The sequence below is a fragment of the Arenibacter sp. F26102 genome (genome assembly GCF_023015865.1).
Classification (GTDB): Bacteria; Bacteroidota; Bacteroidia; order Flavobacteriales; family Flavobacteriaceae; genus Arenibacter.
This window is the reverse complement of sequence record NZ_JALKBC010000011.1, coordinates 1-14,782: the sequence shown is the minus strand read 5'-3', so window position 1 is coordinate 14,782 and position 14,782 is coordinate 1. Positions and strand designations below refer to the sequence as shown.

Genomic DNA, 14,782 nt, shown 5'->3' with positions numbered 1-14,782 from the left:
AAAGATTAAAAAATAAATCAAAAGAAATAGGCATTTTGGCCAAGGAACCTTATATTTATTGGTGAAAGGTTAAAAAGCTTCGATAAAATTTATAAAAATTGATTGGCGCAGTATTTAATCGATAAATTTCTATCTTCAACGAAATATCGTTTTAATATTATCTTGGACCCGGAAGTATACTTAATTTTACATTGCAATTAATTAAAACCCCAAGTTTTGATAATAAAAACAAAAATATGGCTTTCCTCGCCGCACATGGGTGGCAATGAACAAAATTATGTTCAGGAGGCGTTTGATACTAATTGGATAGCCCCGCTTGGGCCCAATGTAAATGCCTTTGAGGATTCTATAGAAGATTATTTGGGCAATTCCGTGAAAGTAGCAGCTCTGAGTTCGGGTACTGCGGCTATTCATCTTGCCTTGGAGCTATTAGGCGTAAGTCATGGAGATGAAGTTATTTGTCAGACTTTCACTTTTTCGGCTTCGGCCAATCCAATTACCTATTTAGGTGGACGCCCTGTATTTGTAGATAGTGAGAGGGAGACATGGAATATTTCCCCTGAATTGTTGGAAAAGGCAATATTGGATTGCTTGGCAAATGGAAAAAAGCCAAAAGCAATAATCGCGGTACATTTATATGGAATGCCTTATAAGGTAGATGAGATAAATGAAATTGCAGCTAAATATAATATTCCAGTAATAGAGGATAGTGCAGAGGCGTTAGGTAGTACATATATGAACAACCCATGTAGCACTTTTGGTGCAATAGGGATATTGTCCTTTAATGGCAATAAGATTATTACTACATCAGGGGGCGGTGCCTTGGTTTCCGAAAATGAAGATCTTAAAAAGAAAGCCGTTTTTCTAGCAACCCAAGCTAGGGATAATGCCCCGCATTATGAGCATTCCCATATTGGATATAATTATAGAATGAGTAATGTTCTGGCTGGTATTGGTCGTGGACAAATGGAGGTCCTCGAAGATCGGGTTAATAGTAGAAGGTGTAATTTTGATTATTATAAGTCAAATTTGGCACATATATCGGAAATAGAATTTTTGGAGGAACCAGATGGCTTTAGGTCTAACAGATGGCTGAGTTGTATTCTTATTCCGTCGTTTAATGTGAGGGAGAAAATAAGGTTGGCCCTGTTGGAGGAAGATATTGAGTCTAGGCCACTGTGGAAACCAATGCATTTGCAACCTGTTTTTAAGGATTGTAAAATTTATGTAGATGGCACTTCTGAAGAGTTGTTCCAAAGGGGGCTTTGTCTTCCCAGTGGTTCCAATTTACAGAAAGAAGATTTAGATCGAGTTATACAGATAATTTTAAAAGTGTTGATCCATGATAAATAATTACTTAACCAGTAGAGCGCAAAAATATACGTCTAAATGGATTGTGTTGGTTATAGATTTAATTCTGGTAGCGGCAACCTTTATATTATCCTACCTAGTTAGGTTTAATTTAACCCTTGATTTTGATATAAGCAAGTTGGTCCTACAATTGCCCATCATCATTCTTATTTCATTGGTTTCCTTCTTGATTACGGGGTCGTATAAAGGGGTGGTTCGGCATACAGGGGTAAGGGATGTTTATAATATTTTTAATGCTATTTGCCTTGCCAGTATAATTACCATTTTTTTGATAATTTTGAATCGGGAAATGGAAATAATGGAAGATTTCACGGTTCCTTTATCTATAATTATCATTCATAGTTTGTTGAGTTTTATTGCTTTAACGGCATCGAGGTATATGTTTAAGAACGCATATTACAACCTTATAAAGCAATTTAAGATTACTAAAAATGTAATTATTTATGGGGCAGGGGAATCTGGAATTCTTACCCAGAATGCTTTAACCAGTCATTCTGGAAGTGTTTCTAGAGTTGTGGGTTATATAGACAAGGATTATGAAAAGGTGGGTAAGAGTATAAATGGCGTTAAAGTTTATGCCCCTGAAGTCTTATCTGAATATTTTATAAAGGCAAATGGAATTAATGAGATAATATTTTCCATACAAAACATAGAACATAGTAAATTAAGGGGGTTGGTGGAAGGCTTGGTGGATTTTCCAGTTCAAGTTAAAATTGTTCCACCTATAGAGGATTGGATTAATGGGGAATTGAAAATTTCACAAATTAAACAAGTGCAAATTGAGGACTTGCTGGACAGGGTTCCTATCAATATTAAGAATAACCGAATATTTAAGGAACTAAAAGATAAGGTTATCGTGGTTACAGGTGGTGCTGGTTCTATTGGCGGTGAGCTGGTAAGGCAGATAGCCAATTATGAATATAAATCACTAATCGTGATTGATCAGGCGGAATCGGCCTTATACGACCTGCAGCAAGAGTTGATTCAGAACGGTTTTCATAATTTTATTCCTATAGTAGGAGATATAAGGGATAAAAATAGAATGTCTGGACTATTTCAGGAGTACAAACCCAATATGGTTTTTCATGCTGCGGCTTATAAGCATGTGCCTTTAATGGAGTATAACGCCTATGAGGCTGTGAAAATTAATATAGCGGGAACAAAGGTTATCGTGGACCTCTCTTTGGATAATAATGTGGACAAGTTTATTTTTGTCTCTACCGACAAAGCGGTTAACCCAACCAACGTAATGGGGGCAACCAAAAGGATTGCAGAAATGTACATTAGTTGTTCACATCAACAAAACAAGACCAAATTCATTACAACCCGTTTTGGTAACGTATTGGGTTCCAATGGTTCGGTGATTCCTTTATTTAAAAAGCAAATTGAAAATGGAGGGCCATTGACTGTGACACATAAAGATATTACAAGGTATTTTATGACTATTCCTGAAGCGGCCCAATTGGTATTGGAAGCTGGGGGCATGGGTCAAGGCGGTGAAATTTTTATTTTCGACATGGGTGAATCGGTAAGGATATTCGATTTGGCCAAAAATATGATTAAATTGTCCGGACTGAGATATCCGGAGGATATAGATATTAAAATTTCAGGTCTTAGGCCTGGTGAGAAATTATACGAGGAGCTCTTGGCAGATGGAGAAAATACTATGCCGACCTATCATAAGAAAATTATGATCAGTAAGTGCAGAGAATTCGATTTTGAAGAAGTTAGGTCTAAAATTAACGAACTATGTGTAAGTAACATGTTTTTTAATGGTAACCCGGTAGCACTAATGAAGGAAATTGTTCCGGAATATATTTCCAATAATTCGGACCTATGTAAATTGGATATGGAAAAAGATGGCAAAATTGAAAATGTAACCATTAAGAAAATTCTACAGCCTTAAAATTCACTATACTTGCAAAAAAAAATATTGTTATAATAAATTCCTATAATACAGGTTCTATGAAACACAAATCTTCAGTTGTATTTGCTTCTCTTTTAATAATCTCACTTGTATTGCTTTCTTCCTGTGCCTCCAAAAAAGAAGTGGTGTATTTTCAAAATGCCAGTAACTTTGAAACTTTGGTAGATAAAAATAGTTTCACTCCAAAATTTAAGGTAGATGATCTGGTAAGTATAAATGTCTCCACTTTGGACAACCAGGCCAGTGTTCCTTTTAATTTGTTTACGGGTGTCTCGGAAGGAGGAATTAGACCTGAGAAAGTTGACTATTTGATTGATCAGGATGGAAACATAAATTTTCCTGTAATTGGCAAGCTAAAAATTTCCGGTTTATCCCCGGAGGAAGTAAGACTTCTATTGACCGAGAAATTAAAGGACTATTTAAAGGATCCTATAATAAATATAAGATTGGTTAATTTTACGGTAACTATATTGGGAGAGGTTCAAAGACCTGGTACTTACCCAGTTAGTGGTGAGCGGATTACCATCCTGGAAGCACTTGGCTTTGCCGGAGATTTAACTATTAAGGGAATTAGGAAAAATGTAATGGTGATTCGGGATTTTGATGGCACAAAGGTGTATACTCGTATAGATCTAACCCAAAAGGAGGCCATGAATTCCCCAGTGTATTACTTAACCCAAAACGATGTAGTTTATGTAGAGCCCAATCAGTCGGCCGTAACTTCTTCAAGTCTGGATAATAGGGCTGGCATTGCTATTTCATTGGCATCTATTTTGATTACCTCTACCATATATTTTATTACAAGAAATTAACCACTTTTAAATTATTCCATCTTGCCCCATGAGTGTAGATTCTCAAAACAATAACGCTGATAATTTTGATTTAAAGGATATAATAAATGAATATACAAGGCATTGGAAATGGTTTGTTTTTTCAGGTATTATTGGTCTAACCATGGCTTATCTTAATTTAAGATATACTACTCCAGAGTATTTGATTGAAGCAAAAATTCAAATTATAGACGATAAAAGTTCTGGTTCTGGTCTTGGCTTGTTCCAGGAAATGGAATTGATGTCCGGTACAAATGCCGCTGTAACAGATGAGATTGAAATAATCAATTCGCGTTCCAATTTTATTGAAGTTGTAAAGAGATTAGGGCTCAATACGAAAATAATGGCCCAAGGCAAAATAATGGAAAAGGAATTGTACAACAATCCCCCTGTAAAAATCAATTTTATTGCTGCTGATTCAATTATTAACAGATCGAAGTTTGAATTTTATTTGGAGCTTACCTCTCCTACTGTTTTTGGATATACAGTAGAAGAAAATTCGCCACTAAGACCTTTAGCCTTCGGTAAAAATATCCAGACACCAATAGGGGGTATGGTGATTACACCCAATGCAGAAGAATTTGAGCGTTATAAGAATGCTAAACTGCGGGTGGTGGTGAACCCGGTAAATACAGTTGCCCAAGCTTATCGAGATAAAATTAGAATATCTTCCAATGAGCAGGTATCCAACATCCTAAATATTTCACTAAATGATCCTATTAAGGAAAAAGCTATTCAAATCATAAATGAGCTAATACTAACTTATAATAAAAATGCCATAGTCGACAAAAGGGAAATTGCTGACAGGACCTCTAATTTTATAGATGACCGTATTGCTGAAATTTACGGGAGCCTTTCTACTGTAGATCAATCTGCCGAGGACTTTAAGACAAATAGGGGTTTAACGGACATTGCTTCTGAAGCGAATATAAATTTAAATGTAGGGGTTGCCAATCAGCAGGAATTGGCCAATATGCGGACGCAACTTAATATTGCAGCTTCTATGAAGGATATAGTGGAACAGCAGGAAGGTTTTGAAATAGTTCCTGGGAATATTGGTTTGAATGACCCTGCAATTATTAGTACTACCTCTAGGTACAATGAATTGGTTTTGGAACGGAAAAGATTGTTAAAAAGTTCCAATGAAAAGAACCCGGTAATAGTGAATTTGGATGAGCAAATTAAAGGTTTGAAAAGAAATATGCAGTCCAGTCTTAATAGTACAGTAGATAATTTGGGGTTACAGGTAAATGCCTTAAGCGGCCAACAGGCCATTTTTAATTCCAAAATTTACTCCTCCCCAAAAAATGAAAGAGCATTGAGGGATATTACCAGACAGCAGCAAACTACGGAGCAGTTATATTTGTATTTATTGCAAAAAAGGGAAGAGGCACAGATTGCCGTCGCTTCTACCTCGCCAAAAACTAAAGTGATTGACTATGCATACAATTCCGATCCATTGCCAATTTCACCTAGAAGAAAAGTTGTATACTTAGCATTCTTGGTACTTGCTGGTTTAGTGCCATTTTCTATTATATATGGGGCTAACCTATTGGATAATAAAGTTCACAATATGCACAGTCTGGAAAAATTGGCCAAAAATATTCCTATCTTGGGAGAATTGCCCAGACTGGCAAGTAAGGAGCAAAAATTGATTGTTAAGGAAGATCGTTCTGTGCTTGCAGAATCCCTACGAATCATCAGAACTAATTTAGATTACCTTATAAAGACCAATCGCTCAACTGGAAGCAAAAACAATATTATTTTTATCACTTCCAGTGTTCCTGGAGAAGGAAAATCCTTTCTAACTACCAATTTGGCCATGATCATAGCCAGTACCAATAAAAAGGTTTTGTTGCTAGGAGCAGATGTTAGGAACCCCCAATTGAATTCCTTTTTTAAGGGCAATGAAATAGATAAGATGCCTAGTAAAAATAGAAAAAGAGATGTGGGCCTTACAGAATATCTATATGATAATACCCTGGAGGTAAAGGATATAATTAGTCCAATGTTGGTATTTCAGGAGACGATGGATGTTATATATTCTGGGAAAATACCTCCCAATCCCGCGGAGTTATTAATGAATAAACGGATCAAGGATCTTTTTGAGGAGATTTCGGAAGCATACGATTACGTTATTGTGGATACAGCTCCATTAATGGTGGTTACAGATACCTTGTTGATAAGCGATTATGCCAATCATTTGATTTATGTTTCTCGGGCAGGTATGACAGAGAAAAAAGCAATACAGTATCCTATAAAGCTGCAACAAGATAGTAAAATTAAAGGACTAGCCTTTGTTGTTAATGATGTAAAGGTATCCAATTTGGGGTATGGAGGGAAGTATGGGTATGGTTATGGAAAAAGTCAAAAAAAATGGTGGAAGTTCTAATGTTGTTACTTTAAAAAGTTCATAAATATATACGTCTTATTTATAGCATAGAATAATGTTCAATGGGTGTAATTGTTTCTTTTTTGTTTCTGCAGATTTGTTGAGGTTAAGCCAACGGCTACCTAAGAGGATTTTTTTACCATCCCTTATGGCATTAAAAACATAACTTTTGCTAATATTCTTCTTTAGTATTGGTTATACGGGCTCTTTGATTCGATTTAAGTTATTAGATTAATTCACAAGTTCTTATTAGGACTATTTTTTAGTTGTTCTAACCAATTTTTTATTTCTTCTTTATAAGGCCTAAATGTTTTTATTAGTTCGGGACCTGTGATATATATATTAAGTAATTTCCTATTCATATTTGTGATTCATCCTATTTTTGTTAAATTATAATGATTATAAGCGTGCAAAATACTGAATTTTTAAATCGGTATTTTGTCGATAAACATTATGGTTTAAACGAATAAGATGAGGGTATTTTCTTTCCAGATTCTTATTACTTTATATTTGTTTTTCGTAACTTAAAAAACTGATTTAAGCGGTTGGTTATTAGAACCTTATTTAAAAATGGGAATATGAAACACAATTACTCCAATTCTTTTGCATTTATGAATTTTTTATTGGTCTTTATACTGGTTTTTATAGGATTTAACAGTGTAAATGCCCAATTTAATTTTGGGGAAAGTAACCTAGATCTTGATGGATTGACGAGCTTGAGTGAGGGTATTACTTCCTTGGAATTTGGCCCTGATGATAAACTTTATGTAGCCGAATATTCCGGCACAATTAAAGTGTTGACTGTTCAAAAAATTGGCGCCAATAATTATAAGGTTTCCAATGTGGAAACCCTTTTTGGAGTTAAAAATATTAAAAACCATGATGATGATGGTACCGTAAATAATACTGTAACCGACAGGGAAACAACAGGAATGGTAGTTACAGGAACTGATCAAAATCCTGTAATTTATGTTTCTTCCAGTGATTTTAGGATCGGGGGAGTTGAACACGATGGAGACAAGAATCTGGATACCAATTCTGGTATTATTACCCGTTTCACTAAAGATGGAGGAAGTTGGAGCGCTGTGGATATGGTAAGGGGGTTGCCTCGATCGGAAGAGAATCATGCCACTAATGGCCTTCAGTTTACTACCATAGGGGGAGTTGATTATTTAATTGTGGCCCAAGGGGGGAATACAAATGGCGGGTCTCCTTCCCATAACTTTGCCTACGCCAATGAATTTGCACTTTCCGGTGCTATTTTAGCTATTGATATTACTGCTTTGGAAAGTATGCCCATACTTACTGAAATCAATGGGCGAAATTATATTTTTGACTTACCTACCGTAGATGATCCGACTCGGGACAATGTAAACGGTATTACCGATCCCGATGATCCAAATTATAATGGAATTGATATAAACGACCCGTTTGGTGGCAATGACGGTCTTAATCAGGCTATGTTGCTATCGGATAGTCCCGTGAAAATATTTTCACCAGGGTATCGAAATGCTTACGACCTTTTTCTTACTGCAAATGGTGCTTTGTATGTTACTGATAATGGGGCCAATACTGGTTGGGGTGGTTTTCCTATTAATGAAGGAACGGCGAATGTTACTAATGAGTACGATCCAAATGAAACCGGTGGTGATGCGGGAGAGCCTGCGCCCGATGGAGAATACATTAATAATTTGGATCACCTTACTCTGGTAACTACTGATATTCAGAGCTATTCCTTCGGGTCCTTTTATGGTGGTCACCCCAACCCGATTAGGGCCAACCCAGATGGGGCCGGACTATATACCCATGACGGTACTACAGGGGTGTTTCGAACCAAGACCTATGATCCGGATGGGTCTACCCCTAACTCAACTTCCAATGTGGCAGAAGCGTTGCCAGCAAACTGGCCTCCCGTAAAGGTTGCAGCGAATGCGATAGAAGGGGATTGGCGTGGTCCCGGACTGGCCAATCCGGAAGGCCCCGAAGATGAACTGGTAACGACATGGAAAAAAAACACCAATTCCATTACTCAGTATACCGCATCTAATTTTGAAGGAGGTATGCAGGGCAATTTATTAGCTGGTAAAAGTGGGGGAGTCGTCCATAGAGTTAGTCTTAAGGCAGATGGCACTTTAGATGAGCTTGATGAAACTTTTCTTAGTGGGTATGAAGATTATGTACTTGGTATTACTGCCCAAGGAGACAATGAAGTTTTTCCAGGAAGTATATGGCTAGGTACGTTCAATGGTCTTTTAAAAATTTTGGAACCAGCGGATGCGGTAAACTGTATTGATCCTTCGGATCCTCTCTATGATCCCTTGGCCGATTATGATAGTGACGGCTACACCAATGAAGATGAAGAAGATAATGGAACGGATCCTTGTAACGGGGGGTCGCAGCCGTCAGATTTTGATAAATTGGCAGGGGCACCGTTCATTTCCGATTTAAATGATCCGGACGATGATAATGATGGTATTGCCGATAGTGAGGACCCCTTTCAATTAGGCGATCCTTCTACTACCGGTAGCGATGCTTTTGAGTTGCCAATACAAAATGATTTGTATAATTATCAACAGGGTTTAGGAGGTATTTTTGGTCTGGGAATGACTGGGCTAATGAACAATGGGGATACGGGAAATAATTGGTTGGATTGGGTAGATCAACAACAAGAGAGTGATCCCGGTGAACCAAACCCCGATGATGTTTTAGGGGGAAATCCAGGTGTTATGACTTCCCACATGCGTTATGGAACGGCAAAAGGTGTGGCCAACAATCAGGAAAAAGCCTACCAAATGGGCGTACAGGTAGATCAAACTACTGGGAAATTTACAGTAGCGACACATATGGTCAATTTTGATGGCGGATATCAATTGTATGGTAATACTGGAGCTGTTGGAGGGGAATTGGGTCTCTTTTTGGGTACAGGCTTTCAGGATAATTTTGTGCAATTTGTCATTACACAAGATGGTCTGGCGGCTATTCAAGAAGTCAATGACGTACTGGATACGGTCAATGCCCTTTCGGTGGCCTTGACAGAAGCGGAGAGGCCTGAAGTTGATTTATACCTTTATATTGTGGTGGATCCTGTAACAGGGGTATTACAGTTCGATTATAAAATAGAAGATGGAGCTCGTTTAACTCTAGGGACCTTAACGGCTAACGGGGCTACATTGGACGCCATACAAAATGCAGGTACAGATCTTGCCGTTGGTTTTATTGGAACCTCTAATAACGCAGGAGTTGAATTGGAAGGTAGTTGGGATTGGATATCGGTTAAAACCAATGTTCCCTCCATAGAAATGGACATTCCTGATCTGGAAAGGTATATAGGAAGTGAAGATGAAGATCTTGATTTAGATACTTTTTTTGATGATGATATGGGAACGGCCAATCTTGTCTATACCATTGAGAATAATACCAATCCTTCCGAAATAGGTGCTGTTATTTCTGGTGATATACTAACCATTTCCTTTTCCGAAAGTCTTCAGGAGGCCGATATTACCGTTAGGGCCACGGATCAGGATACCAATTATGTGGAACAGACCTTTAAGGTAACCGTAACTGATTCCCCTATAGTTTTATTCAGGGTCAATGCGGGAGGTCCAGAAATATCTAATATTGATGGAGGTATAGATTGGTCCGCTGATACCCAAGCTGCCAATTCGTCTTATTTGGTAACCGCGGGGTCCAACAGTACAGGGTCATTTGGGGTTACCACCTTTACATCAGAGGTTGATCAAACCACCACTCCTGCCAATATCTTTGATACGGAACGTTATGATACTAGTTCGGGAGGTACCGATATCACCTATTCTTTTCCCGTAACAGCAACAGGTAACTATGAGGTACGCCTCTATATGGCAAATGGATACGACGGGACCTCAGCAGCCGGAGAACGTATTTTTGATGTCTCCATTGAAGGAATTTATTATCAAAAATTAAAAAATATAGATCTTTCTGGGACTTATGGTCATAAGACTGGGACAGTGATTAGCCATATTGTCAACGTGACCGATGGCAGTATAGATATTTCTTTGAAACATGTTGGTCCCGAAAATCCATTGATAAATGGAATCGAGATTTTGGAAGCTTCCGATTTGGAATCCCCCATTTACCTTGGTGAAATAGCAGATCAAGTGAATTATGTAGGTGATGAATTGAATGGGGCATTGGTGGTCACCGCCCATGGAGGGGACGGGAACTTGAATTTTAGTATTAGTGGACAGCCGGATGGTGTAACCATAGAGCCCACGAATGGTAATATAATCGGGGATATAGATAATGCAGCCTTTACAGGTAGCCCTTTTGACGTTACTGTGACTGTAGATGATAGTGATGGGCTAACCAACGATGCTATGACCATAAACTTTCAATGGGTAATTCAGGAAAGGTCTACTTACAGAATTAATGCAGGGGACATTGCTGTAGAGGCAACGGATAATGGCCCCTCTTGGGAATATAACGGTGCCTCGGGGGCCTATCAAGGGGTGAGTTATTCGGTGAATACTGGATTAAACTATACCACTACGCTACTGAACAAAAATAGACATCCTAGTGTACCGGCATATATAGATGCCCCTACCTTTGGTGCCCTTTTTTCCAAGGAACGATATGACGTTGCAGCGGCTCCGGAAATGGTATACGGTATACCAGTTGAAAATGGAGATTATGTAGTTCAACTTTATTTAGGTAACAGTTTTGCAGAGGCGAGTGAGCCTGGAGATAGAGTTTTTGATATCCTTTTGGAAGGAAACGTGGTAGAAGACGACTTCGATGTAATCACGGAGTTTGGTCACAATGTTGCCGGAATGTTATCCTACCCAGTAACGGTTGTTGATGAAGAGTTGAATATTTCATTTGGACATGTGATTGAAAACCCGATTATAAGCGCCATCGAAATATATAGAGACAATCAATTGTATCCATCGCTTTCTTTAACCGATTTTGCGGGTCAAGAAAATGCTCCTGAAGAAACAGTTAGTTTTACGGCTACTGCCACGGGAGGAGATTCCAATGTGGACTATGAATATTATATTTCTGGACAACCGGAAGGCATTATTATTAATATGGACACTGGGGAGGTTTCTGGTACCATAGCTACCAACGCTGCTATTGGAGGCCCTAATGACAATGGGATACATCAAGTGACCGTGACGGTTAAAAGGGAAGGATCGGTACCATATAGTACTTCATTTACCTGGTTTGTAACCTCTACTTGGATTAGCAAAAATGAAAATGAAAACTATACGGCTCGACATGAGAACTCTTTTGCACAGGCAGGGGATAAGTTCTTTTTGATGGGAGGTAGGGAAAACCCTACTACGGTAGACATCTATGATTATTCTAGTGATACATGGGAAAATTTAGCTAATTCCATGCCTGGAAGTTTGGAGTTCAACCACTTTCAAGCTACGGAATATCAAGGCCTTATTTGGGTAATCGGAGCTTTTAATACTAATGATTATCCCAATGAAGTACCGGAAGACCATATTTGGGCCTTTGATCCGGCTGTAAGAGAATGGATCCAAGGTCCTGAAATACCGGAGGGAAGGAGACGTGGGTCATCCGGCCTAGTGGTTTATAACGATAAATTCTACGTAGTAGGAGGAAATACAATTGGACATAATGGCGGTTATGTGAATTGGTTCGATGAATATGATCCACAGACTGGTACATGGACTTCATTAACCGGTGCCCCTCACGCCCGAGATCATTTTGCAGCCGTGCTAATAGGTGACAAGTTATATGCAGCAGGGGGGCGTTTATCAGGTGGGGACGAAGGAGTATTTGCCCCTACTATTCCAGAAGTGGACGTGTATGATTTTACCAATAGTAGTTGGAGTACCTTGCCCGTTGGGCAAAATATACCGACCCAAAGGGCAGGGGCCAGTGCGGTAAACTTCAATGATAAGTTGTTGGTTATCGGAGGGGAACCTGAAGTTGCTGGACCAGCCCTTACTGTTACGGAGGAATACGACCCAATTTTACAGACTTGGAATGAACTTCCATCCTTGAACTTTCCAAGGCACGGTACTCAAGCCATTGTATCGGGCAATGGTATCTTTATTTTGGGAGGCTCACCAAGTCGGGGTGGTGGAAACCAAAAGAATATGGAATTTTTGGGAGAGGATTCACCTGTAGGTAGCCCAAGTGTGGCCAGCGTGGTCAATTCCTTTGGTAATTTATTAATTGCTGATGGGGCAACGGAATCGATTGATCTCATTATTGAAAATGGAAATGTTGGCGTAATGATAACTTCAATGGAACTATCAGGGCCAAATGCGGCCGATTTTAATATTGTTTCCGGTCAATTAGCCAATCAATTGTTAAAGACGAACACAACGCATGCTATAGAAATTATGCTTACGGGAACTGGGGCCGACAGAAGTGCCTTGTTGACCATAAATTATGGAAATAATTCTTCTAAAGAAATTAATTTGTCAAATGCTTTAGTGGCGCCTGATGTTACTTATCCTGGTACTCAGAACAGTATTGAGGGAGATGATGTTACTCTCCAAATAGCCGCCACTGGTTCTTGTACAGATGTAACTTATGGAGCTACAGGATTACCTCCTGATTTAAACATAGATGTCAATACTGGATTAATTTCAGGAACTGTTTCTGCCGGTAGTGGAGGTAGTGGTGCCTTTCAAGAAAATAACGGATTGTTGATTGTAGAGGCAGAATCGGGTAATACTACTGGTTGGGGTACTACGACTTTAAATGGAGCAACTGGTATCATTGCCAATACCAATAGTTTAAGTAATCAGAGCGGCGGTTCTACAATACCTTACCAAATAACCATAAATACACCGGGGGTATACCGTTTTAACTGGCGTTCCTTTTATAGTGGCTCGAGTTCTACTGACGAGAATGACAACTGGTTGCGGTTTCCGAACAATAGTAATGTGTGGTTCTTTGGTTTTAAGGGTACCCCGGTGAGCGAGGAAGCCCTGATAAGTAATTTAGAAGGTCCTCAGGCCAATATTGTTTTTCCGGGAGGCACCTCAAGACAGTCGGCATCCACCACGCCAGAGGGATCCAGTAGCAATGGGTATTTCAAGATCTGGCGCAGTAGTGGAGCTTCCCAGGTGTATGATTGGCAAGCCAGAACAAGTGATAATGATCCTCACGATGTTTATGTCTATTTTGTTAATGCTGGCACTTATACAGTGGAGGTTTCTGAACGTTCCGCAGGACATGCCATTGATAAAATGGCATTGTATAAAGTGGATGGTACTGCCTATACCAATGCTCAATTAACGGCCGCTCCAGAATCTGGAACCGGCGGATCAATTGGAGGTGCTGCGGACAATAGTCCTTATAATGTAGAGGTTACGGTTACCGACGATTGTGTGCCATCCCAATCAACAGTACTTGAATTTGTATGGAATATTGGTGAGGCAGGAAATCAAGTTCCTGTAGCAGTGTTGGAGGCTGATATCACTTCTGGAGATGCTCCTCTAACAGTAAGCTTCACAGGAAGCAATTCAACCGATGATACGGGAGTAACAGATTATTTGTGGAACTTTAAGGATGGGACTCTAACAGAGACCACTGCAGATCCTGTACATATTTTTAATACCCCTGGCATATATGAAGTAGAGTTAACGGTTAGTGACGGAGTTCTTTCGAATTCCACAACTATTACCATAACGGTTAACACTCCTGCAAATCAGGCCCCAGTGGTCACTAATCCGGGGGGACAGAACGGCGTAGAGGGCGATGTGCTTTCTTTACAGGTTGCTGCAACGGATCCAGAGGACAATGTCTTGGCCTATTCGGCCACGGGTCTTCCTACCGGGCTATCAATAGATACGTCAACCGGACTTATCAGTGGTACTATTGCCACGGGCGCTGCGACCAACAGTCCTTACGCCGTAGAGGTAACGGTAACTGACGATGGCACTCCTTCCGAGTCTGCCACGGTCTCCTTTACCTGGAACGTAACGGATGTTCCGGTGAACCAGGCACCGATGGTCACCAATCCAGGAGTCCAGACGGGCGTTGAGGGGGATGTTATCTCCCTACAGATTGCCGCCAGTGATCCCGAGGACGACGGTATGACCTATTCAGCCATAACATTGCCAACGGGGCTATCCATAGATACGTCAACAGGGCTTATCAGTGGTACTATTGCCACGGGCGCTGCGACCAATAGTCCTTACGCCGTAGAGGTAACGGTAACTGACGATGGCACTCCTTCCGAGTCTGCCACGGTCTCCTTTACCTGGAACGTAACGGATGTTCCGGTGAACCAGG

General features: G+C 39.7%; 5 protein-coding genes. All 5 read left to right on the top strand.

The genetic code is table 11. The features are described from left to right. Positions 1-222 precede the first annotated feature (222 nt). A complete protein-coding gene (locus MWU78_RS15390) occupies positions 223-1,353 on the top strand; it encodes an aminotransferase class I/II-fold pyridoxal phosphate-dependent enzyme (RefSeq protein WP_246999551.1) in 1,131 nt (376 codons plus the stop codon). Then, positions 1,343-3,277, top strand: a complete 1,935-nt coding sequence (locus MWU78_RS15385; protein WP_246999317.1) for a nucleoside-diphosphate sugar epimerase/dehydratase — start codon at positions 1,343-1,345, stop codon at positions 3,275-3,277. Before MWU78_RS15390 ends, MWU78_RS15385 begins: the two co-directional genes overlap by 11 nt. Before the next feature lie 59 nt (positions 3,278-3,336). Continuing rightward, the gene (locus MWU78_RS15380) at positions 3,337-4,110 is read left to right on the top strand and encodes a polysaccharide biosynthesis/export family protein (RefSeq protein ID WP_246999316.1); all 774 of its coding nucleotides are present in this window, start codon (positions 3,337-3,339) and stop codon (positions 4,108-4,110) included. A gap of 28 nt (positions 4,111-4,138) precedes the next feature. After that, positions 4,139-6,520 (top strand): polysaccharide biosynthesis tyrosine autokinase, encoded by a 2,382-nt coding sequence (locus MWU78_RS15375; RefSeq protein ID WP_246999315.1) that lies wholly within the window; start codon positions 4,139-4,141, stop codon positions 6,518-6,520. A 578-nt stretch (positions 6,521-7,098) separates the two neighbouring features. Beyond that, positions 7,099-14,782 (top strand): malectin domain-containing carbohydrate-binding protein (locus tag MWU78_RS22450; protein ID WP_281503854.1); only part of this gene is annotated, 7,684 nt, incomplete at its 3' end.